Genomic DNA, 21,929 nt, shown 5'->3' on the forward strand with positions numbered 1-21,929 from the left:
CCGGCGGGCTAGACGGAGGACGCGATGGGGCTGGACGCCGCACTCGGCATCTCGGTCTCGGGGCTGCGGGCGATCAACCAGCAGCTCCGCGTCGTCTCGAACAACATCGCCAATGCCGAGGTCGAGGGCTATACCGCCAAGAAACTGCCGACCACGAGCGTGGTCGCGGCGGGCAAGGGCATCGGTGTCGCCACACAGCCGGTGCAACGCGCGAGCGAGGCCGCGCTGCAACGCGCGATCTGGCAGCGCGAAGCGGGTGTTGCCGCCGCGCAGGTGCGCACCGCGATCCTCGAGCCGCTCGAGGCGTTGCACGGAAGGCCCGAGAACGGCGACAGTCTCGCCGGCCTGACCGGGCGCGTGCGCGACGGGTTCATCGCGCTTGCCGCCCAGCCCTCCTCGACCAGCCTTCAGGTCGAGGTGGTCGATGCCGCAGCCTCGCTCGCGAACAAACTGAACATGCTGTCCGGCGCGGTCACGGATGCGCGCAACCGATCCCAGCAGATGCTGGTCAATGGCGTGGCCGAGGTGAACCGTCTGCTTGGCGAGGCAGGAAGCATCACCCGCGAGATCGTCCGCCTCAAGGCCGAGGGGCAGAGCACCGCCGAACTCGAAGACAAGCGGGACATGGTGATCGGCCGGCTTGCCGGTCTCATGGACCTCAGGGTCGTGCTGACCGAGAAGGGCGAGATGACCGCCTTCACGAAAGGGGGTCAGACCGTTCCGCTGCGCGATGGCGCGCTGGCCGTCAGCGGCGCGTCGCTTGCGCCGCAGTCGTTCTACCAGCCGGGCGGCGGCACGGTGCCGCCGGTGCTGCTGCTGGACGCCGCCGACCCGGCCAATCCGGTCGACCTGACGCGCGGACAGCTCGGCGGCGAGCTTGGCGCGCTGATCGCGCTGCGCGACGAGACCTTGCCGCGCTTGCAAGCCGAGCTCGACGAGTTCGCCCACAAGCTCGCGCGCCGGTTCGACCAGCAGGGGCTCCGGCTGTTCACCGACGCGAGCGGCAACGTGCCGCAGGAGCAAGTGGGCGCCGGCCAGAAGGGCTATGTCGGGTTCGCCGCCGAGATCCGCGTCTTTGCCGCGGTGGTGGAGGCCCCGAGCCTGGTGCGCGACGGTACCCACGCCGTGCCGGGCGGGCTGCCGCCCTGGCCGGCGACGCGCGAGGTGCAGGCGCCCTACGGCGATCCGTTCACGCCGAACCCGGCCGGGGGCCCGGCCTCGTTCGACGGGCTGGTCAACCGCATCCTCGACTTCACCTTCGGCCCACAGCTCGGCATCGGTCGGCCGCACGATCCGCCGCTGCTGACCACCGGGCTCGGTCCGCGCGGCGACCTCGCCTCGCCGATCGCCTCGACCGGCACGCTCGCGGACTATGCGGCGAGCCTCGTCTCGGCGCAGACCGCGGAGTACGCCGCTGCCAAGGCCTCGGTGGAGAGCCTCAGCAGCACGCGCAACCTGCTGGCGAACCGGTACGCCGATGCGGTCGGCGTGAACCTCGACAAGGAGATGGCACTGCTGATCCAGCTCCAGAACGCCTACGCCGCCAATGCGCGCGTGATCACCACCTCGCAGGCGATGTGGGACGCGCTGCTGGCCGCGGTCCGGTAGTCCAGGAGAACGACGATGCAGGTCAATTCCTCCTACGGCACGATCGGGCGACTGCTCGCCGGCGCGCTGACCACGCGCGACCGGATGGACGGGCTGGTGCGCCAGGCGTCCACGGGCCTCAAGGCCGAGACCTTCGGCGGGCTGGCGCCGCAGGCGCGGATGTCGATCGACCTGCGCGCCGAGGTCGCCCGTCGCGTCACCTACTCCCACGCGATCGAGACGGCCGAGGCACGCGTCACGGTGACGCAATCCACACTCTCGAGGATCGGCGAGCTCACCTCCGACATGGCGAAGCGCGCCCTGTCGCTGATCACCCTCGGCACGACCGCGGTCGATGTGGTCGCGCAGGAGGCACGAGGAGCGTTGCAGGAGATCGCCGGCCTGCTGAACGTGCGCGCCGGCGATGCCTACGTGTTCGGTGGCTCAGACAGCGCCAATCCGCCAGTGCCGAACGCCTCTGCCATCCTGCAGACGGGGTTCTTCACCCAGATCCAGGCGGCCACCCAGCAACTCGGCGTGCCCTGGGACGACGACGGTGATCCGTTCACGCCGGACGTGCCGCGCAGTGCGGCGCAGGTGATGGCCGATACGCTTGCGATCGCGGCCTCGGACGTCCCGGGCACCACGCCCTTCTCCGATTTCCTGTCCACGGTCGCACCCGCGGGCGGCCTCGGCGAGCCGCGCACCAGCCTGCTGGCCGAGGACGGCACGCGGATCGTCTACGGCCTGCGTGCGAACCAGAACGGCGTGGCGCAGTCGGCGGTCAATCCGCCGACCACCGGCAGCTTCATGCGCGACCTGATGCGCGGGCTCGCGATGCTTGGGAGCCTGACCCAGGCGCAGGCCGCCGAGCCCGAGTTCGGTACGCTGATGCAGCAGATCGCCGGCAGCCTGCAATCGGCCGGCGGGACGCTGGAGGACGAGCGCGCCGCGATCGGGGTGGCGGAACAGCGCCTCGCCCGCACGAAGGAGGCGCATGCTGACTTCCAGGTCGTGCTGAAGGCGCAGATCTCGAGAGTCGAGGATGTCGACATTGCCGAGGTGTCGGCGCGGCTGCAGCTCCTGCAGGTGCAGCTCGAGATGTCCTACCGGCTGATCGGCGGGCTGCGCGACATGAACCTCGCGCGCTACGTCTGATCCGCAGCACGGAGGCGGCTTCCCTGGACGGCGATCTGCCGACACAATGCCCTCGAACCACGAGAGGGGGAACGGATGGCCGACAGGATCGCGATCGTCACTGGTGCGGGCTCGGGCGTGGGCCGGGCGGCCGCCCTCGCGCTCGCGCGCGCCGGCTGGGCCGTGGTGCTGGCCGGACGGCGCAGGGATGCACTGGAGGAGACCGCCGGGATGGCACCGTCGGGCGCGCGCACCCTCGCCGTGCCGACCGACGTCGCCGACCCGGCCTCGGTCGCTGCCCTGTTCGCCGCGGCGAAGGCGTCGTTCGGCCGGCTCGATCTGCTGTTCAACAACGCCGGCACAAACGTGCCCGGCACGCCGTTCGAGGACCTCGCGGCGGAGCAGTGGAACGCGGTCGTCGCGGTCAACCTGACGGGTTCGTTCCTGTGTGCCCAGGCCGCGTTCCGGATGATGAAGGACCAGACCCCGCGGGGCGGTCGGATCATCAACAACGGCTCGATCAGCGCGCACACGCCGCGCCCCGACAGCGCGCCCTACACCGCGACCAAGCACGCGATCACGGGGCTCACCAAGACCATCGCACTGGACGGTCGCAAATACGACATCGCCTGCGGCCAGGTCGACATCGGCAACGCAGCGACCCCGATGACGCAGCGCATGCAGCGCGGCGTGAAGCAGGCGGATGGGCGGGTCGAGGTCGAGCCGACCATGAACGTCGATCACGTCGGTGACGCGATCGTGCACATGGCGGGCTTGCCGCTCGAGACGAACATCCTGACCATGACCATCATGGCGACCAAGATGCCGTTCGTGGGGCGGGGATGAGGCGACGCGCGCTCGTCGCCGGCGGGCTGTCGCTGCTGGCGGCACCGGCGCGCGCGCGTGAGCCCGTGGATGTCGCGCTGGTGCTGGCGGCGGACGCGTCCGGCTCGATCGATGAGGACGAGCTTCGGCTCCAGAAGGAGGGGATCGCCAAGGCGGTGGCGGACGGCCGCGTGCTCGAGGCGATCCGCTCGCAGCCGCTCGGGCGCACCGCCTTCGCCTATGTCGAGTGGGGCTCGCCCGGCGGGGCGGCGACGATGGTGCCCTGGACGGTGGTCGGCGACGCCGAGGGGGTGGAAATCTTCGGCAGCGCGGTCGTGCGCGCGCCGCGCTCGGTGCAGTCCTGGAACGCGGTCGGTGATGCGATCGTGCATTCGGTGGCGCTGCTCGATGCCTGCCCCTGCGAGGCCACACGGCGCATCATCGATGTCTCGGGTGACGGTCCGGACCGGCGGAGCCTCACACCCGCGCCCGAGGCGCGCGACGCGGCGGTCGCCAAGGGCATCACCATCAATGCGCTGGCGATCATCCTGCGCCCCGCCATGCGCAGCCTGACCGGCTCCTACGCGCGCGAGGTGATCGGCGGCCCGGGCGCGTTCGTTGAGACCGCCGAGGGCCGCACCGAGTTCGTCAACGCGCTGCGCCGAAAGCTGATTCGCGAAATCGCATGACATCGCCGCGATTGCTGGTGAAGACGGGCGGCGAGCCCGCCCTGCCGGAATGGCGCGCGATCTTGGCCGGTCGGCCCCGAGATCCTGGTCTGCCTGCTCGCCGCCTCCAACGCGGCAACACTCGCGCAACTGCCGCGCGGGGTCCGCGTGGTGAACGCGGCGCGTGGCTCCTGAGCGCGGCCTATCGCTTCTCGACGCCCCAGAACACCGGGATCGTGGTCTGGCGCAACCCGTGCACGTTGGTCCGGTGCGCGGCGAGCGTGCGGAACTGGCCGGCATTGATGTAGGGCAGCACCTCGTAGGCGCGCACGTGCACGGCATCGAGGATCGCGCGGCGCTTGGCCGGGTCGCGCTCCTCCCACCACGACCGGCGCAGCTCCTCTAGCCGCTGATCGCACGGCCAACCGGTGAGCCCGCCCTCGCAGGGGCTGGCGAGGTAGAGGTTGGTCAGCGGGTTCTGCCCGTCGAGCACGTTGGCGACCGTGACGAACAGGTTCCACCCGCCCTGGTCGGGCGCCTCGCGCCGGTTGCGCCGCTGCGTCAGGGTGGCCCAGTCCATCGTCGGCACGTCCATCGCGAGCCCGGCCTTGCCGAACGCCTCGGCCATGGTGAGCGTGGCGGCGTTGTTGATCGGGCTGTCGGCCGCGTTCATGAAGACGATGCGGCGCCCGTCATGGCCGGCCTCGCGCAGGAGCGCGCGCGCCTTCTCGATATCCGGCTCGCGCAATCCCACCGCACCGGCGTGGCTCTCCAGCGGCGAGTTGCAGAAGAAGTAGGCGGGACAGTAGGGCACCTGCTCGGAGGGGCGGACGCCGACCGCGTTCAGCACGTCCTGCTGGTTGATCAGGTGCAACAGCGCGATCCGTGCGCGCGGGTCGTTGAATGGCGGATGGAGGTGGTTGATGCGCAGCCACACCATGAACCCGACCGGGTTGAGCGCGAACAGGCGGATGTTACGGTTGCGCTCCAGAACCGGGACGAGATCCGGTGAGGGCTGCTCGATGAAGTCGATCTCGCCGGTCTGCAGCGCGGCGGCTGCGGTCGCCGCGTCGGGCATCGACAGCCACTCGATCCGTTCGAGCTTCGCGACCTTGCCGCCGGCGAGCCCGTCCGGCTCCTCCGCGCGCGGGCGATAGGCGGGGTTGCGCACATAGACCGCCCGCTGCCCGGCCTGCCACTCGTCGGCCTTGAAGATGAAGGGCCCCGAGCCCGTCGCGTCGGTGATCCCGGTCGTCGCGGGGGTCGAGGCGACGCGCTCGGGCATGATGAACAGGGCGCTGGCGGTGGGGCGAGCGAGCGCCTCCGTCACGAGGGCGAAGGGGCGGTTGAGGCGGATCGTGAAGGTCCGGTCGTCAACGACCTCCATCGCCGCGGTCGCGGCGGCGAGCGCACGGCCGACCACGTCGCGCTGGCTCCAGCGCCGGATCGAGGCGACCGCATCGGCCGCGCGTACAGGCTGGCCGTCATGGAAGGCGAGACCCTCGCGCAGGGTGAAGCGATGCGTCATCCCATCGGCGGACGCCTCGTGACGATCCACCATCTGCGGCTTCGCCTCGCCCTTGCTGTCGAGCGCGAAGAGCTGATCATAGACCATGAAGCCGTGGTTGCGCACGAAGGCCGCCGTCGAGACCACCGGGTCGAGGCTGGCGAGATCGTTGATCAGGACGATCCTGAGCGTGGACTGCGGTGCGGGCTGCGCAACGGACGGTGCGGCGAGCGATGCCGCGAGCGCCGCGGCCAGCAGACGGGTGGGCCAGGACGACATCGCGCCTCTCCTCGGGAATGCAGAGCCGTCACGATACCGCGCCCGTGCGGAAGCGCAATCACTTCCCCCGCGAAGGATCGCGCGGCAGCAAAGCGAGGGAGACCACCGCGATCGCCGCAGCCGCGATGAAGAGCGGCGGATGTCTCTCCAGGCGTGCGAAGGCTGCCGCCGTGCTCCAGGCGCCGACCGCCTGGCCGATCGCGAACGCAATCGTCGCGGCGCGCCAGAATCGTGCGGCACCGGCGGGCCCGGCCAACTCCACCGCGCGGTTCAGCACCAGCGGCGGAATGCCGGGCGTGAGAGAACCCACCAGCAGGGCGGACAGGAACGCGGCTGGTGTGGTCGGGACAATGGCCGGGAGCAGGATCGCGCTCGCCTGTACGACCACTGCGAGGTCCAGCGTGCGGCGGAAGCCAAGCCGATCGCCGATCCACCCACCCGCGATCGGCCCGATCGCCGCGCCGATCCCGTAGACCACGAAGGCCGCCGAGCCGGCCGCAACCCCCGTGTCGAGGCCGCGCGCGACGTAGTCGGAGATCAGGATCATGTGCGGAATGACCGGGATCGCGTTCACGCCGTAGGCGAGCACGAGCCAGCGCAGCGGCCGTGCAGCCGCGCCGTCATGCGGCGGCGGGGGCGGCGGGGCCGGCGGCCAGCCGCGCCAGCCGATCGCAGCGAACAGCAGCGCCCCCAGGGCAAGCCCGTACCACGCGGTCGCCACGCCCACGCGCAGCAACGCCGGCAGCGCCGCGGAGGCCGAGACGATGCCGATGCCCACCCCCGCGAACACGATCCCGCCGACCCGCCCGCGTCGGGCGGGCGGCACTGCGGCAAGCAGAGAGGGCGGGCCGAGCACCATCAGCACCCCGCCCGTCAAGCCGGCGAATGCGCGCAGCGCGCCGAACACGATCAGCCCGGGCCGCAGCCCGCAGATCGCGAGCGACGCAGCGGTTGCCAGCATGGCACCGCGCATCAGGGCGGGCAGCGCGACCACGCGGCCGAGCGGACGAGCGATCATCGCGCCCACGAGATAGGCGATCAGGTTTGCCGCGCCGAGCCCGGCCGCCTCGCCCGGGGTGAACCAGCCCGCCGTGATCAGCGCCGGCAGCAGCGGCGTGTAGGCGAAGCGGCCGAGGCCGAGACCGACGAACAGCGCCGCAAGCCCGGCGAGCGCGGGGACGAGGACGGACGGGTGAGGATCAGGGATGCGGCTCATGGTGATCGGCCGAGTGTGCCACCTCGGCTTGACGGCACAATTCGCCGCTGCCAGGACTATAAGCAAGAAGGGAACGCCGCCGGGGAGTTCGGGCATGAGATCATCCGTGCCGTCCGCGCGTGCAGGCATGTCCCTCGGGAAGGACCAAGAAGCCCGTGCGCCCGCGCGCCGTGGTGACTGGAGCGCGTGATGGCAGGACTTGGCGTTGATCTGGTGGTGTCGGGCGGTCGCATCTGGTGCGGCCGCGACGCGGGCTTCGTCGAGGCGCTCGCGGTGGCAGGCGATTGCATCGTTGCCGCCGGCGCGCGCGATCGGATCGAACCACTCGCGGGTGTGGACACTCAGCGCATCGACCTCGCCGGCCGGCTCGCGATTCCGGCCTTCAATGAAGCGCATATGCACCTGCTGCCCTATGGGCTCGGCCTGTCACAGGTGAACCTGCGCGCCGAGGAGGTGCGCACGCTCGACGAGGTGCTGAGGCGTGTGGGCGCGGCGGCAAAGGCGGCGCCGAAAGGAACCTGGGTGCTCGGCCGCGGCTACGATCACGGCGCGCTCGATGTCGGGCGGCACCCGACGGCAGCGGAACTCGACCGCGTCGCCCCCGACAACCCGGTCGCGATCCGGCGCACCTGCGGACACATGATGGTGGCGAACGCCGCGGCGATGCGGCTCGCCGGGGTGGGGCACAACACGCCGAACCCCGAAGGCGGGGTGATCGAGCGCAAGGGCGGCGCGCTGACGGGCCTGTTCCAGGAGCGCGCGATGCGGCTGATCCTCGATCACGTGCCGCTGCCCGACCAGGCACGCATGGTCGAGGGCATCCGCGCCGCCTGCGATGATCTGGCAAGCCGCGGCTTCGCCTCCGCCACCGACATGAATGTCGGCATGATCGCCGGCATGGCCGAGATCCCGGCCTATCGGCGCGCGCTCAGCGAGGGGGCGCTCTCTGTGCGCATGTGGCAGGTGCTCGCGGGCAATCCCGAGGGCATCGCGCAGACGGCGTGGACGCAGGGACTCCGGCCGATGGACGGCGACGAGAGGATGCGCTGGGGCGCGGTGAAAGTGTTCGCCGATGGGTCGGCCGGCGGGCTGACCGCCGCGTTCTTCGATCCGTATCTCGAGAGCGCGGGCGGCGGCACCGGCGTGTTCTGCTTCCCGAACGAGACCATGCATCACCTGCTCGGGCTCTATCACCGCCAGGGCTGGCAGCTCGACATCCACGCGATCGGCGATGCCGCGATCGAGCAGGTGCTGAGCGGGATGGAGGCGGCGGATACGCCCGAGCATCCTGTCGCCGGCCGACGCCACCGCATCGAGCATTGCGGCTTCCTGAACGCCGGCCAGCGGCGACGCATGAAGGCGCGCGGCATCCTGCCCGTCCCGCAGCCGGTGTTCATGTACGAGTTCGGCGACCTCTACGTGAAGAACCTGGGCCGCGAGCGGGCCGAGGCGGCCTATCCGATGCGTACCTGGGTGGAGGAGGGACACGAACCCTCGGCGAGTTCGGACGCCCCAGTCTCGACGGTCGATCCGTTCATCAACCTGTTCACGATGCTGACGCGCAAGACCAACAGGGGCACCGTGCTCGGTCCGGACGAGACGCTGACCATGGAGCAGGCGCTGCACGCCTATACCCATGCGGGCGCCTACAGCCAGTTCGCTGAGACCGCGCGCGGAACGATCGCACCGGGCATGCTCGCCGACATCGCGGCGATCTCGGCCGATCTGTTCGCGCTCGCGCCCGAGGACGTGCTGACAGCGCGCGCGGATCTGACGCTCCGCGGCGGTGCGGTGATCTTCGACCGCCACGGCGAGGTCGCCGCTGCGGCGGCCGAGTAGATCGCGGCGATGCTGCAGCACATCCTCCGCCGTCTGCTCACCGCCGTGCCGGTGATGTTCGGCGTGCTGCTGATCGGCTTCGTGCTGCTGCAAGTCGTGCCGACCGATCCGGCGACGGTGCGCGCGGGGCCGATGGCCACGCCGGACGTGATCGAAGCGATCCGCCGCGATCTCGGCCTCGACCGGCCGATCTGGGAGCAGTTCCTGCGCTATCTCTGGCGGCTTGCGCAGGGCGATCTCGGCGTCTCGATCATCAACAACGTCCCCGTCGCGCAGGAGCTCGGCGCGACCATCGGCCCGACACTCGAGCTGATGGTCGCCGCGCTCGTGTGGTCGATCCCGCTTGGCATCCTGCTCGGCACCGTCGCGGCCTATTGGCGCGGCAGCCTGTTCGACCGCGCGGTGATGGCCTTCGCTGTGGCCGGCGTGTCGATCCCGGTGTTCTTTGTCGGCCTCGTGCTGATCTGGTTCGTCGGCTTCAAGTGGCAGCTCTTGCCGTTCACCGGCCGCGGTGGGCCGATCTGGACGATCGACGGGCTCAAGGCGATCGCGCTGCCGGCGCTGACGCTCGGCGGCGTGTTCGTCGGCCCGATCGCGCGCATGACCCGCACGGCCGTGCTCGACGTGCTGTCCGCCGATCATGTGCGCACGGCACGCGCCAAGGGTCTCGCCGAGCGTCTCGTGGTGCTGCGCCATGCGCTGCGCAATGCGCTGATCCCGGTCGTCACCTTGATCGGGCTGCAGATCGGCTTCCTGCTCGGCGGCGCAGTCATCACCGAGACGATCTTCTCCTGGCCGGGCGTCGGGCGGCTCGCGGTCGGCGCGATCCTCTCCTCCGACTTCCCGATGGCGCAGGGCACCATCATCGTACTCTCGCTCGGGTTCATCGTGATCAACCTGATCGTCGATGTGCTCTACGCCGTGCTCGACCCGCGGGTGCGCGCGTCATGAGCACGGCCGCCGCCACCGACACGCCGATCCTCGTCCCGGCCTCGGACACGCCGCCTCCGCGCGCGGGTCTGCTGCGGCGCCTGTTCACCGAGCCGGGCGCGGCCATCGCCGCGGTCATGGCGATCACCTTCGTGCTCGCCGCGGTGTTCGCGCCGTGGCTCGCCGGTGCCGATCCCTACGAGACCAACCTGCGCGCCACGCTGCGCCCCCCCGGCGGCGAGTACTGGCTCGGCACGGACGTGCAGGGCCGCGACCTAGTGGTGCGATGCCTGTACGGGCTGCGCCTGACGCTGCTGATGGGCCTGGTCGCCGTGGCGGTCGGCGGCAGCATCGGCATCCTGATCGGCTTCCTCGCCGCCTTCTATCGTCGCGTCGATGGCCTCCTGATGCGGCTGATGGACATGCTGCTGTCGTTCCCCGCGATCCTGTTCGGGCTCGCGATCGCGGCAATCTTCGGCCCGGGCGTGTTCGCGATCGTGGTCGCGATGTCGATCGCCACCGTGCCGCTGATGGCGCGCATCGTCCGCGGCGCGGCCCTCGTGGTGATGAAGCAGGACTACATCGATGCCGCGCGCGCGGTCGGGATGAGCGACGCGCGGCTGATCTGGCGCCATGTCGCGCCGAACTGCCTGAGCCCGATCTTCGTGTTCGCGACCCTCCGGTTCGGCCAGGTGATCCTGCTCGGCTCCGGGCTGTCGTTCCTCGGCCTCGGCGCGCAGCCGCCGACGGCAGAGCTCGGCGCGATGGCCTCCGAGGGACGCAACTTCCTGTTCTTCGCACCGCACATCTCAGTGGTGCCGAGCGTCCTGATCTTCCTCGTGGTGCTGGCGTTCAACGTGCTCGGCGATGCCCTGCGCGACGCGCTGGACCCGAGGCTGCGCATCTGAACAACGTCGGAAGGGAGACGAGCATGCGACGAACGATGAGAGGACTTCTGATCGCGGCGGCCGGCGCGATCACGCTGGTCGCAACCGGCGAGGCGTTCGCCCAGGCAACACCGCGCAACACGCTGGTGGTGCTGCGTGAGATCGACGCCGACCGCTACGATCCGCACAAGGTGACCGCCTTCGCCGCCGGCGAGGTCATCTACATGATGACCGACACGCTGGTGTCGATGGACTGGGACCAGACCACCGTGAAGCCGGGGCTGGCCAAGTCCTGGACCGTCAGTGAGGACGGCAAGCTTTACACCTTCACGCTGCGCGATGACGTGACGTTCTGCGACGGGCGCCGGATGACCGCGCATGACGTCGTCTACTCGCTGAACCGCTGGATCGATCCGGCCACGCGCAGCCCGGTGCGCTGGCGCGCCGGCCCGGTGAAGGAGATTCGCGCCAAGGACGACGTCACGGTCGAGTACGAACTGAACGAGCCCTTCGCGGAGCTGCTGTTCCAGCTCACCCTCTACTTCGCCGGCATCATCGACAAGAACACGGTCGAGCGGCTCGGCGAGAATTTCGGCGCGCAGGGCTTCAACGGCACCGGGCCGTATTGCTGGGTGTCCTGGACACCGCGCCAGGACCTCGTGCTGCAGAAGCACCCGACCTACACCTGGGGTCCGCCGATCTACGAGAACCCGAGCCCGCAGATCGAGCGAGTGATCTGGCGCGTGATCCCCGATCCGAACACGCGCATGGCGGCGATGCAGACCGGCCAGGGCGACGCCACGCAGCACATCCCGACGTTTGCGCTCGAGGCGCTGAGGCGCGTGCCGGGGATGACAGTGCAGCAGCAGCCAAACTACTTCGTCGACTTCTTTCTCGGCTTCAAGGTCGACAAGCCCGTGGTCAGCGACCCAGTGATCCGCCGCGCGATCAACCTCGCGGTCGATCGCGACGCGTTGGTGCAGGCGACCTTCTTCGGCGCCGCCGACCCGATGAAGAGCCTGATCCATCCTGCCGCGCCCGGCTTCGATCCCGAGGCGAAGGCACGTCACCCCGGCCATGATCCGGCCGAGGCGCGCCGGATCCTGGACGAGGCCGGCTGGCGCCCGGGGCCGGACGGCATCCGGGTAAAGGACGGGCAGCGCGCCTCGTTCCTCACCTACAGCATCTCGACCCAGATCAACCGCCAGATCACCGAGTCGATGCAGGCCGACCTGCGCCGGATCGGTATCGAGATGCGCATCCAGATGTTCGACGCGACGGTCGCCTGGGGGCGGCTCGCGACGCAGGAGTTCGACGCGTTCACCATGTCCTACCCCTACGTCTCGGCCACGGACGCGCTGAACCTCTACTTCCGCAGCGAGGCCGCACCCTCGCCGAACCGCATGAACTGGAAGAACGAGCAGACCGATGCCTGGCTGCGCGAGGCACGCTCGGCGCTTGATGCGGCGACGCGCCAGCAGGCGGTGGCGAACATCCAGCGTCAGCTCACCGAGGCGTCGGTGTGGTTCCCGGTCGCGCACTCGCAGCTCTGGCTGGCGACTGGCCCGCGCGTCGCGGGCGCGCGTCCGCATGGCGTGTACAGCGCAGCCCTCTACAAGGGGCTCGACATCCGGCTGACGCGCTGAGCCGCTGACAGGAGACCGGCATGACCCAGGACCTTGCCACCGAGACGACGACGCTGATCAAGAGCGCCTCCTTCGCGGTCGCGTGGGACGCCTCCGAGCAGCGCCACGTCTACATGCCCGACGCGGATGTCGCCTTCCGCGGCGGCGCGATCACCTTCGTCGGCCGCGGCTATGACGGCGCAGCCGACCGGGTGATCGATGGCAAGGGCCTGATGGTCATGCCGGGCCTCGTCAACATCCACTGCCATCCCTCGTCCGAACCGATGAACAAGGGGCTGACGGACGAGGTCGGCACGCCGGGTCTCTACAACTCCTCGCTCTACGAATACCTGCCGATCTTCCGCGGCGATCCCACCGGCGTGCAGGCCTGCGTGCGCGTCGCGTTGGCCGAGCTCCTGCTGTCCGGGGTCACCACCGTCGCCGATCTCTCCATGGCGCATCCGGGCTGGCTCGACCTGCTCGGCGAGAGCGGCATGCGCGTCTGCATCGCGCCGATGTTCCGCTCGGCGCGCTGGTTCACCAGGAACGGCCACGTCGTCGAGTACGAGTGGGACGAGGCCGCGGGCGTCAAGGCGATGGAGGAGGCGTTCGGCCTGATCGAGCGCGCCCAGCAGCATCCCTCGGGCCGGCTGTTCGGCATGGCGGTGCCGGCGCAGATCGACACCTGCACGCCCGAACTGCTGCGCGACAGCTTCGCCGAGGCGAAGAAGCGCGGCATCTCCTGGCAGATCCACGCCGCGCAGAGCGTGGTGGAGTTCCACGAGATCACGCGCCGGCATGGGCTGACGCCGATCCAGTGGCTGGGTCATCTCGGCACCTTGTCGGACCGCACCATCATCGGCCACGGCATCTTCCTCGACGACCACCCGCGCACGCGCTGGTCGACCGAGCGCGACCTCGACCTGATGGCCGAGACCGGCACGACCGTGGCGCACTGTCCGACCGTGTTCGCACGGCGCGGCATCATGCTGCGCGACTTTGGCCGCTATCGCCGCCGCGGCGTGCGGCTCGGCCTCGGCACCGACACCTATCCGCACAACATGCTCGACGAGATGCGGCTCGCCGCCTATGCGGCACGCATGATGGCCGAGACGCCGCGCACGCTGACCAGCGAGGAGCTGTTCGAGGCGGCGACGGTCGGCGGGGCGGCCGCACTCGGGCGTGACGATATCGGCCGCCTCGCCCCTGGTGCGCGCGCCGACATGGTGCTGGTGGACGTGACGCATCCGGGGATGCGTCCGGCGCGCGATCCCGTCCGCAGCCTGATCTACGCTGCCGCCGACCGGGCGATCCGCAGCGTGATCGTGGACGGCGCCGAGGTGGTGCGCGACGGGCAGTGCCTAACGATCGACTACCCTGCCGCCGCCGAGGCGCTACACGAGGCGCAACAGCGCATGATCGCCAAGGTGCCCGAGCGCGACTGGGCGCACCGTCCGGTCGAGAAGATCAGCCCGCCGACCTTCCGGTATGTCTGAGCCACCGCTCCTCGACATCCGCGACGTCCGCACCGTGTTCCGCACCTCCGCCGGCGAGGTGCCGGCGGTGGACGGTGTGTCGCTCTCGGTGGCACCGGGCCGCACGCTCGGCATCGTCGGCGAGTCGGGCTGCGGCAAGAGCGTACTGTCGCTCTCGGTGATGCGTCTCGTGCCGCGGCCCGGACGGGTCGCCGCCGGCCAGGTGCTGTTCGAGGGACGGGATCTGCTCACCCTGCCCGGTTCGGAGATGCGCAGGGTGCGCGGCGGCGCGATCGGCATGATCTTCCAGGAGCCGATGACCAGCCTCAATCCGGTGCATCCCGTGGGTCGGCAGATCGAGGAGGCGGTGCTCGCGCATCGGAACGTCTCGCGCTCGGACGCGCGCGGCATCGCGATCGAGGCGCTGCGTCGCGTGCGCATCCCGGCCCCCGAACGCCGCGTCGAGGAGTATCCGCACCAGCTCTCGGGTGGGATGCGCCAGCGCGTCATGATCGCGATGGCGCTCGCCTGCCAGCCCAAGCTGCTGATCGCCGACGAGCCGACCACCGCGCTCGACGTGACGATCCAGGCGCAGATTCTCGACCTGCTGCGCGCGCTCCAGGCCGAGACCGGCATGGCGATCGTGCTGATCACGCATGATCTCGGCGTGGTCGCCGAGATGGCCGACGAGGTGGCGGTGATGTATGCCGGCAAGGTGGTGGAACGCGGTCCGGCCGCCGCCGTGTTCGGCGACGCCCAGCACCCCTACACGCTCGGCCTGTTCGGTTCGATCCCGCGCCTCGACGACGAGTCCGACCGGTTGCTCGCGATCGAGGGCACGGTGCCGCCGCCGTTCAACCTGCCGCAAGGCTGCCGCTTCAACCCGCGCTGTGCGTTCGCCGATGCGCGCTGCCGCGAGACCCTGCCGCCGCTTGCGCCCGTGGGTCCGAACCACATCGCCGCCTGCCTGCGCGCGCCCGTCGAGGCGATCGCGGCATGAGCGAACCGTTGCTGTCCGTCCGCGACCTGACCAAGCATTTCCCGGTCGAGCGCGGCATCGTGTTCACCAGGCGTGTCGGCACGGTGCGCGCGGTCGATGGCGTGAGCTTCGATCTGGCCGAGGGCGAGACGCTGGCGCTGGTGGGCGAATCGGGCTGCGGCAAGAGCACGACCGCGCGGCTGGTGCTGCGGCTGCTCGACCCGACTTCGGGCACGATCCGTTTCGCCGGCGAGGACATCGCCGCGCGGCCGCACGCGACGCTGAAGCCGATCCGCCGTCAGATCCAGCCGGTGTTCCAGGACCCCTACGCGTCGCTCAATCCGCGCATGCCGGTCGGGCGTATCCTCGAGGAGCCGATGGAGGTGCACGACATCGGCGACGCGGCCTCGCGCCGCGCCCGCGTGCACGAGCTTCTGCGGCTCGTCGGCCTCGCGCCCTACCACGCCGAGCGTTTCCCGCACGAGTTCTCAGGCGGGCAGCGCCAGCGCGTCGGCATCGCGCGCGCGCTCGCCGTGAGCCCAAAGCTCATGGTGCTGGACGAGCCGGTCTCGGCGCTCGACGTGTCGATCCAGGCGCAGGTGGTGAACCTGCTGAAGGACCTTCAGAACCGGCTCGGCCTCTCCTACCTGTTCATCGCGCACGACCTCGCCGTGGTGCGCCATGTCTCGGACCGGATCGCGGTGATGTATCTCGGCGAGATCGTCGAGACGGCGGCCAAGCGCGACCTCTACCGCACACCGCGGCACCCCTATTCGCAGGCGCTGTTGGGTGCGATCCCGGTACCCGATCCGAGCCGGAAACGATCGCAGGCGATCCTCGCCGGCGATGTGCCGAGTCCGATGAACCCGCCCCCCGGCTGCCGCTTCCACACCCGCTGCCTGCACGCGGTCGCGCGATGCCGCGAGGAGCGGCCGGAGCTGCGCGAGTTGGCACCCGGTCATCGTGTCGCCTGCCATCTCGCCGAGAGCATCTCGACGCCGGTGATCCCCTCGCTCGCGCCGCATCCGCCGTCCGAGGCGGTGGCGAAGCGGCTCGCGGCCTATGCGGCGCGACGGGCGCGCGCTGCATAAGGCATTACGGTAAGCGTACGAATAGAGGCGCGGGCGCGACCCTCACCCTGACCCTCTCCCGCGCGGCGGGAGAGGGAACCCGATGGCGCCGCTGCGTCCCCTCTCCCTCCGGGAGAGGGACAGGGTGAGGGACCCCGATGCCTGCTCCAACAGGACAATCAATGACCTGACTCCGACTCACGTCGCGCTAGACATCGACCGCCTCAACTTCCACCTTGCGCGCGTTCTCCTGGATGAAGGCGAAGCGCAGCTCGGGCTTGCGGCCCATCAGCGCCTCGACGATGTCCTGCGTGCGCGCGTACTGCTCCGGCGGCGTCATCACGCGGAGCAGCGTCCGCTTGCGCGGGTCCATGGTCGTCTCGCGCAGCACGGCGGGCGGCATCTCGCCAAGCCCCTTGAAGCGGCTGATCTCGACCTTCGTTCCTGCCTTGAATTCCTTGCGCGCCCGTTCCAGGTCGGCATCGTCCTTGGCGTAGACTGTCCTGCCCGCGCCGACCAGGCGATAGAGCGGCGGCTGGGCGAGGAAGATCCGCCCACGGCGCACGAGTTCGGGCAGCTCGCGATAGAAGAAGGTCATCAGCAGCGAGGCGATATGCGCGCCGTCCACGTCCGCATCCGTCATGATGATGACGCGGCCGTAGCGCAGCGCGTCGGGTCGTGCATGTGCGCCCGAGCCGCAGCCCAGCGCCTCGACGAGATCCTTCAGCTCCTGGTTCGCCTTCAGCTTGTCGGAAGACGCCGAGGCGACGTTGAGGATCTTGCCACGCAGCGGCAGCACGGCCTGGGTCTCGCGGTCGCGCGCCTGCTTGGCCGAACCGCCGGCGCTGTCGCCCTCGACGATGAAGATCTCCGTGCCCTCGCGCTCCTCGCGCGAACAGTCGGCGAGCTTGCCGGGCAGGCGCAGCTTGCGCGTCGCGGTCTTGCGCGCCGCGGTCGCGTTCTCCTTGCGCGCGAGCCGCTCCTCGGCGCGCGAGAGGGCGAGGGCCAGCAGATTCGCCGCCTCCTCGGGGTCCGCGGTCAGCCAGTGATCGAAGCGGTCGCGCACCGCCGCCTCGACCCAGCGCGCGGCCTCGGTTGTGGTGAGCTTCTCCTTCGTCTGGCCCTGGAACTGCGGCTCGCGGATGAAGGCCGAGAGCATCGCCGCGGCCGGGCCCATCACGTCCTCGGCGGTGATCTGCGCCGCCCGGCGGGTGTTCGTCATCTCGCCATAGGCGCGCAGGCCCTTCACCAGGGCAGCCCGGAACCCCTGCTCATGTGTTCCGCCGAGCGGAGTCGGCACCGTGTTGCAGTAGGTGCTGAGGAACGGCTCGCCGGCGAGCAGCCAGGTCACCGCCCATTCCACGCGCCCGCCGCCCTCCATCGGCGCCTCGCCGGCGAAGGGCCGGGGGGTGAGGATCTCGGCCCCTTCCGTGGCACTCGCGAGAAAGTCGGCGAGCCCGCCCGGGAAGTGCAGCACCGCCTCGGCCGGCGTGGCGTCGTCGCCCTTGAGCAACGCGGCGTCGCAGCGCCAGCGGATCTCGACGCCGCGGAAGAGATAGGCCTTGCTGCGGCACATGCGGAACAGGCGTGCGGGCTTGAATGCGGCCGCGCCGAAGATCTGCGGATCGGGGCGGAAGCGGATGGTCGTGCCGCGGCGGTTGTTCACCGGCCCCGCGTTCCGGAGCTTCCCCAGCGGACGGCCGCGCGCGAAGGCCATCGTGAACAGGGTGCGGTCGCGCGCGACCTCGACCTCCAGCCGTTCCGAGAGCGCGTTGACCACCGAGGCGCCGACGCCGTGCAGCCCGCCCGAGGTCGCATAGACCTTGCCGCCGAACTTGCCGCCCGAATGCAGCGTGGTGAGGATCACCTCGAGCGCCGAGCGATCCTTGAACTTCGGGTGCGGATCGACCGGGACGCCGCGCCCGTTGTCGCGCACGCTCACCCAGTTGTCGCGCTCCAGCGTGACGTCGATGAAGGTCGCGTGCCCGGCGACCGCCTCGTCCATCGCGTTGTCGAGGATCTCGGCCACGAGGTGGTGCAGCGCGTTCTCGTCGGTGCCGCCGACATACATGCCGGGGCGGCGCCGGACGGGCTCCAGCCCCTCCAGCACCTCGATGTCCTTGGCGGTGTAGGCGGCCTCGGCGCGCGCGCCGCGGCTGAACAGGTCGTTCATGCTGTGTTCCTATGCGCGGCAGGGACAGTAGGCGATCGGCCTTCCACACCACAAGCGGTTGTGCGAGGAAGCGCGGGTGGACGCGGCGCTGACCCTCCTCAGCATCAACCTGCTGCAGCCGATGGTGCTGGCCTTCGGCCTCGGCTTCGCCGCGCAGCTGATGCGCAGCGATCTCCGCCTGCCCGACCCGGTACACCAGGGGCTGACGATCTACCTGCTGCTGGCGATCGGGCTCAAGGGAGGGGTCGCGCTCTCCGTCGCGACCCCCTCCGAGGTCGCGGCGCCGATGCTTGGCTCCGTCGTGCTCGGCGCGGCGATCCCGCTCTGGTGCTACCCGGTGTTGCGCCGTCTGGGGCGCTTCGGCGCGGAGGATGCCGGCGCGATCGCGGCGCATTACGGCTCGGTCTCGGCGGTGACCTTCGTCGCCGGGCTCGCCTGGCTCGCGGCCGCCGAGGTGCCGGTGGAGGGCTATCTGCCGGCGCTGCTCGCGGTGATGGAGGCGCCCGGAATCGCGGTGGCGATCCTGCTCGCGCGCCGCGGCGAGGGTGCGCTCGCCGCGATCGCGCACGAGGTGCTCGCCGGCAAGTCGATCGTGCTGCTGCTCGGCGGGCTGATCGTCGGGGCGCTGGCGGGCGAGCGCGGCTACGCGCCGGTGGCACCGTTCTTCGCCACCGGGTTCCCCGGCGCGTTGACGCTGTTCCTGCTCGACATGGGCGTGATGGCGGCACGGCGCGCGCGCGACGTGCTGCGCGTGGGCCCGTTCCTGCTCGCCTTCGCGATCGCGGCACCGTTGGTCAACGGCGCGCTCGGCGCGGCGCTGGGAGGCGCGGTCGGGCTCTCGCCCGGCGGAGCGACCATGCTGGCGGTGCTCGCGGCCTCGGCCTCGTACATCGCCGCGCCGGCCGCCGTGCGCCTCGCGCTGCCGGATGCCAATCCCGGCTACGCGCTGACCGCCGCGCTGACGATCACCTTTCCCTTCAACCTGACGATCGGCCTGCCGCTCTACGCGGCGATGGCGGGAACCGGATGAGATGGCGAGCACGCTGAAGCTCATCACCATCGTCGCCGAGGCGGAGATCGGCGAGCATCTGCTGCGCGATCTCGCGACCCTGGGGGTGCGCGGCTGGAGCGTTGTCCCTGGCGAGGGGCGCTGGCAGCGCGCATTGGACGTCGAAGGCCCGACGGACTTCGACGGCCCGACCGTGCGCATCGAGACGGTCGCAAACGCGGAACGGGCGGCGGCGGTGATGGCCCGCCTCGCCGCGCACTGGTTCCCGCGCTACGCCGTGTTTGCCTGGGTGTCGGACGCGACCGTGCTGCGCCCGGGGAAATACGCCTGACCCCCTCACCCCTTCTGCAGGTGCGCCTCGAGGAACCAGAGATTCTTGTCGAGCTGGCGCGACAGCGCGGTGAGGATGTCGGCGGCATCCGCATCGCCGGCCTCGTCGGTCTCGTCGATGCCCTTACGCACCGACTTTGCCAGCGCGGCGGTGCGCTCGGCCAGCGCCTCGACCATCTTCATCCCGTCGAACAGGTCGCCCGGGAAGGGATCGAGGGAGGTCGCCTTCTCGACCGCCTGCACGCTGCCCATCGCCGTGCCGCCGAGCGCGGTGATCCGCTCGGCCATGTCGTCCACATGCGCGTCGTAGCTGTCGACCATCTCGTCGAACAACTCGTGCAGCGCGATGAAGTTCGGCCCCTTGACGTTCCAATGCGCGTGCTTCAACGCGAGCTGCAGATCGATCAGGTCGGCGACGCGCGCGTTCAGCAGCGCGGACACGCTCTTGCGCGCGTTCGCCGCGAGATCGTTGCGGGTCTTGTGCATGCTTCGTTCTCCAGTCAGTGCAAAGGCAAGGCTGCGCCCGGACATCCGAACGCGTCAACCGTCCCGCGGCTCCGCCTCGTCGTCAGCCCGGAATGAACACCTCGTGCACGGCCGACTGCACGCTGCCGCCAAGGATCGGCCCGCCGCCGGCGACGTAGATGCGCCCGTCGATCGCCGCCGCACCAAGTCCGTGCCGCGGCGTCAGCATCGGCGCGTGGTGCTGCCAGGTGTCGGTCGCCGGGTCGTAGCTCTCCATCTGGCCGAACACGTTGCCCAGGGCGCCCTGCGGCGTGATGACCCCGCCTTCGCCGCCGAAGATGTAGATGCGCCCGTTCACCACCCCGGCCCCCTGGCCCGAGCGCGCGGTCGGCAGGGGCGCGCGCAGGCTCCAGCGATCGGTCGCCGGATCGTAGACATGGTGCAGATAGGTGTTGTTGCCGAAATCGTTGAACCGCCCGCCGATGACGTGAATGAGGTTGCCGACCACGACCGTGCCGGTGTGGTCGCGCGCGCCGGGCAGCGGACGGCGGGACTCCCAGCGGTCGGTCGCCGGATCATAGACCTCGTGCCAGCCGACCGAGGCGCGGTCTGCGCCTTCGCCGGCGCCGCCGATGTGGTGGATCCTGCCCTGGAGTTCGACCGCGGCTCCCGCGCCGCGCGGCCGCGGCAGCGAGGCGATGGTCCGCCAGCGATCGGCCGCGCCTTCGTAGACGAATCCGTCGCTGTGCGGCGTGCGGTTCTGTTCGAGGAACCCGCCGAGTGCGTAGATCGTCTCGCCCGCCGTGACCACCGCGATGTGGTTGGCGCCGCGTGGCACTGGTGCACGCGCCTCCCAGCGGTCACCGCCCGGGTCGTAGGCGTGGTGGTAGTTCCGATCGACCCGCTGATTGCCGTAGCCGCCGATGATGTGCAGCCGTCCGGCCATCGCGACTCCCCAGGCCATCTCGCTGCGTGGCACGGGCAGCGGCGCGCGCGCCTCCCATCGCCCTGGCGGGCCGGCCGGTGCCGGGCTGTCGGTCACCCATTGCTCGGCGGTGATCGGCGGCAGCGGGATCGCGCCCGGGGTGCGCAGCGAGTGGAACATGTCGTGGTGGTGCGCGTGCCCGCTCTGTGCCTGGGCACGAGTGATCGCCGGCGCGGCCAGCGCCGAGAACAGAACGGTCCGGCGGGCGATCGTCATGGCGGGTCCTCCCTGGTTGCGCGTTCAGCCTGCGACGGCGGTGGGCGCGAGGAAAGCCGTGCATGCGCTCACATCCGCGCGCGTCAGGCCGTGGCCTGACGGGACGGCGGTCGACTGCACGGCGGCACCGGCGCTGCGCAGCAGGGAGGCGAGCCGCTCTCCCTCCGCCGGCGGGGCGATCGGATCGGCGACGCCGGAAGCGATCAGCACGCGCCTTCCCGCGAGGTCGGGAAGCACCGACGGGACGAGCGGCACCATCGGCCGCAGCAGCACGGCCGCGTCCAGCACGCGCGGATGCAGCAGCATCAGCGCGGCCGCCATGTTGGCCCCGTTGGAGAACCCGAGTGCCGCGCGCGGCAGCCCTGGCGCGTGCCGCGCGAACATCGCCTCCACGAACTCCGCGAGGTCGGCGGCGCGCGACACGAGATCCGCCTCGTCGAACACGCCCTCGGCGAGGCGGCGGAAGAAGCGCGGCGCACCGTTCTCGAGCACGCGGCCGCGCACGCCGATCAGCAGTGCATCGGGCGCGACCTCGCGGCCGAGCGGGACGAGGTCGTGCTCGTCCCCGCCGGTGCCGTGCAGCAGCAAGAGGGCGAGGCGTGGGGAGGGCGCCGGGGGCGCCGCCCCCACAACGGGCGGGGCGGTCAATGCGCGGGGCGCGCCGGGGGGACCCCCCGCCCGGTTGCCCCGCGAGCCCGGCGGGTGCGCCCCTAAAGCGGCGGCCCCC

General features: G+C 70.6%; 19 protein-coding genes. 13 read left to right on the forward strand and 6 right to left on the reverse strand.

Features of this window, described 5'->3' with window-relative positions:
• Nucleotides 1–24 precede the first annotated feature (24 nt).
• From ACTIFU_RS00610 to ACTIFU_RS00625, 4 genes are all read left to right on the forward strand, one after another.
• Nucleotides 25–1,608, forward strand: a complete 1,584-nt coding sequence (locus ACTIFU_RS00610; RefSeq protein ID WP_439576333.1) for a flagellar hook-associated protein FlgK — start codon at nucleotides 25–27, stop codon at nucleotides 1,606–1,608.
• 15 nt (nucleotides 1,609–1,623) lie between these two features.
• Nucleotides 1,624–2,745 carry a flagellin gene (locus ACTIFU_RS00615; protein ID WP_439576334.1) on the forward strand — a complete coding sequence of 374 codons (1,122 nt, stop codon included), beginning with the start codon at nucleotides 1,624–1,626 and terminating at the stop codon, nucleotides 2,743–2,745.
• 75 nt (nucleotides 2,746–2,820) lie between these two features.
• Nucleotides 2,821–3,570, forward strand: a complete 750-nt coding sequence (locus ACTIFU_RS00620) for an SDR family oxidoreductase (RefSeq protein ID WP_439576335.1) — start codon at nucleotides 2,821–2,823, stop codon at nucleotides 3,568–3,570.
• A complete protein-coding gene (locus tag ACTIFU_RS00625) occupies nucleotides 3,567–4,238 on the forward strand; it encodes a DUF1194 domain-containing protein (protein ID WP_439576336.1) in 672 nt (223 codons plus the stop codon). Before ACTIFU_RS00620 ends, ACTIFU_RS00625 begins: the two co-directional genes overlap by 4 nt.
• 181 nt (nucleotides 4,239–4,419) lie before the next feature.
• Here ACTIFU_RS00625 and ACTIFU_RS00630 read toward each other — a convergent pair whose 3' ends face one another.
• Both ACTIFU_RS00630 and ACTIFU_RS00635 read right to left on the reverse strand, forming a co-directional pair.
• The gene (locus tag ACTIFU_RS00630) at nucleotides 4,420–6,003 is read right to left on the reverse strand and encodes an ABC transporter substrate-binding protein (protein WP_439576337.1); all 1,584 of its coding nucleotides are present in this window, start codon (nucleotides 6,001–6,003) and stop codon (nucleotides 4,420–4,422) included.
• A gap of 58 nt (nucleotides 6,004–6,061) precedes the next feature.
• Nucleotides 6,062–7,219 carry a YbfB/YjiJ family MFS transporter gene (locus tag ACTIFU_RS00635; protein WP_439576338.1) on the reverse strand — a complete coding sequence of 386 codons (1,158 nt, stop codon included), beginning with the start codon at nucleotides 7,217–7,219 and terminating at the stop codon, nucleotides 6,062–6,064.
• A gap of 189 nt (nucleotides 7,220–7,408) precedes the next feature.
• Between ACTIFU_RS00635 and ACTIFU_RS00640 the strand changes: the two genes are divergently transcribed.
• Genes ACTIFU_RS00640 through ACTIFU_RS00670 form a run of 7 tightly spaced genes read left to right on the forward strand, consistent with a single transcriptional unit; the run spans nucleotide 7,409 to nucleotide 16,045 of the window.
• A complete protein-coding gene (locus ACTIFU_RS00640) occupies nucleotides 7,409–9,058 on the forward strand; it encodes an amidohydrolase (RefSeq protein ID WP_439576339.1) in 1,650 nt (549 codons plus the stop codon).
• Nucleotides 9,059–9,067: 9 nt separating this feature from the next.
• On the forward strand, nucleotides 9,068–10,009 hold the full coding sequence (locus tag ACTIFU_RS00645) for an ABC transporter permease (protein WP_439576340.1): 942 nt from the start codon (nucleotides 9,068–9,070) through the stop codon (nucleotides 10,007–10,009).
• A complete protein-coding gene (locus tag ACTIFU_RS00650) occupies nucleotides 10,006–10,896 on the forward strand; it encodes an ABC transporter permease (protein ID WP_439576341.1) in 891 nt (296 codons plus the stop codon). The genes ACTIFU_RS00645 and ACTIFU_RS00650 overlap by 4 nt, the downstream gene beginning before the upstream one ends.
• A gap of 23 nt (nucleotides 10,897–10,919) precedes the next feature.
• Nucleotides 10,920–12,521, forward strand: coding sequence for an ABC transporter substrate-binding protein (locus ACTIFU_RS00655; RefSeq protein WP_439576342.1), 1,602 nt, complete (start codon nucleotides 10,920–10,922; stop codon nucleotides 12,519–12,521).
• A gap of 20 nt (nucleotides 12,522–12,541) precedes the next feature.
• Complete coding sequence (locus ACTIFU_RS00660; protein ID WP_439576343.1) at nucleotides 12,542–13,996, forward strand: amidohydrolase family protein; 1,455 nt, start codon at nucleotides 12,542–12,544, stop codon at nucleotides 13,994–13,996.
• A complete protein-coding gene (locus ACTIFU_RS00665; protein WP_439576344.1) occupies nucleotides 13,989–14,975 on the forward strand; it encodes an ABC transporter ATP-binding protein in 987 nt (328 codons plus the stop codon). Before ACTIFU_RS00660 ends, ACTIFU_RS00665 begins: the two co-directional genes overlap by 8 nt.
• Entirely contained in the window at nucleotides 14,972–16,045 is a 1,074-nt protein-coding gene (locus ACTIFU_RS00670) for an ABC transporter ATP-binding protein (RefSeq protein WP_439576345.1), read from the forward strand. Before ACTIFU_RS00665 ends, ACTIFU_RS00670 begins: the two co-directional genes overlap by 4 nt.
• Nucleotides 16,046–16,232: 187 nt before the next feature.
• Here ACTIFU_RS00670 and parE read toward each other — a convergent pair whose 3' ends face one another.
• On the reverse strand, nucleotides 16,233–18,197 hold the full coding sequence (parE, locus tag ACTIFU_RS00675) for a DNA topoisomerase IV subunit B (RefSeq protein WP_439576346.1): 1,965 nt from the start codon (nucleotides 18,195–18,197) through the stop codon (nucleotides 16,233–16,235).
• A gap of 76 nt (nucleotides 18,198–18,273) precedes the next feature.
• On the opposite strand from parE, the gene ACTIFU_RS00680 reads away from it, so the two are divergent.
• Together ACTIFU_RS00680 and ACTIFU_RS00685 are read left to right on the forward strand one after the other, a co-directional pair.
• Nucleotides 18,274–19,227, forward strand: a complete 954-nt coding sequence (locus ACTIFU_RS00680; protein WP_439576347.1) for a sodium-dependent bicarbonate transport family permease — start codon at nucleotides 18,274–18,276, stop codon at nucleotides 19,225–19,227.
• A 1-nt stretch (nucleotide 19,228) separates the two neighbouring features.
• On the forward strand, nucleotides 19,229–19,537 hold the full coding sequence (locus ACTIFU_RS00685) for a P-II family nitrogen regulator (RefSeq protein WP_439576348.1): 309 nt from the start codon (nucleotides 19,229–19,231) through the stop codon (nucleotides 19,535–19,537).
• A 5-nt stretch (nucleotides 19,538–19,542) separates the two neighbouring features.
• On the opposite strand, the gene dps is transcribed toward ACTIFU_RS00685, so the two are convergent.
• The 3 genes from dps to ACTIFU_RS00700 all read right to left on the reverse strand — a co-directional run bounded on the left by dps (nucleotide 19,543) and on the right by ACTIFU_RS00700 (nucleotide 21,790).
• The gene (gene dps, locus ACTIFU_RS00690) at nucleotides 19,543–20,022 is read right to left on the reverse strand and encodes a DNA starvation/stationary phase protection protein Dps (RefSeq protein ID WP_439576349.1); all 480 of its coding nucleotides are present in this window, start codon (nucleotides 20,020–20,022) and stop codon (nucleotides 19,543–19,545) included.
• 82 nt (nucleotides 20,023–20,104) lie between these two features.
• On the reverse strand, nucleotides 20,105–21,202 hold the full coding sequence (locus tag ACTIFU_RS00695) for a Kelch repeat-containing protein (RefSeq protein ID WP_439576350.1): 1,098 nt from the start codon (nucleotides 21,200–21,202) through the stop codon (nucleotides 20,105–20,107).
• A gap of 24 nt (nucleotides 21,203–21,226) precedes the next feature.
• A complete protein-coding gene (locus tag ACTIFU_RS00700; protein ID WP_439576351.1) occupies nucleotides 21,227–21,790 on the reverse strand; it encodes an alpha/beta hydrolase in 564 nt (187 codons plus the stop codon).
• Nucleotides 21,791–21,929: the final 139 nt, after the last annotated feature.

It is taken from the genome of Elioraea sp., assembly GCF_051860475.1.
Taxonomy (GTDB): Bacteria; Pseudomonadota; Alphaproteobacteria; order Acetobacterales; family Acetobacteraceae; genus Elioraea.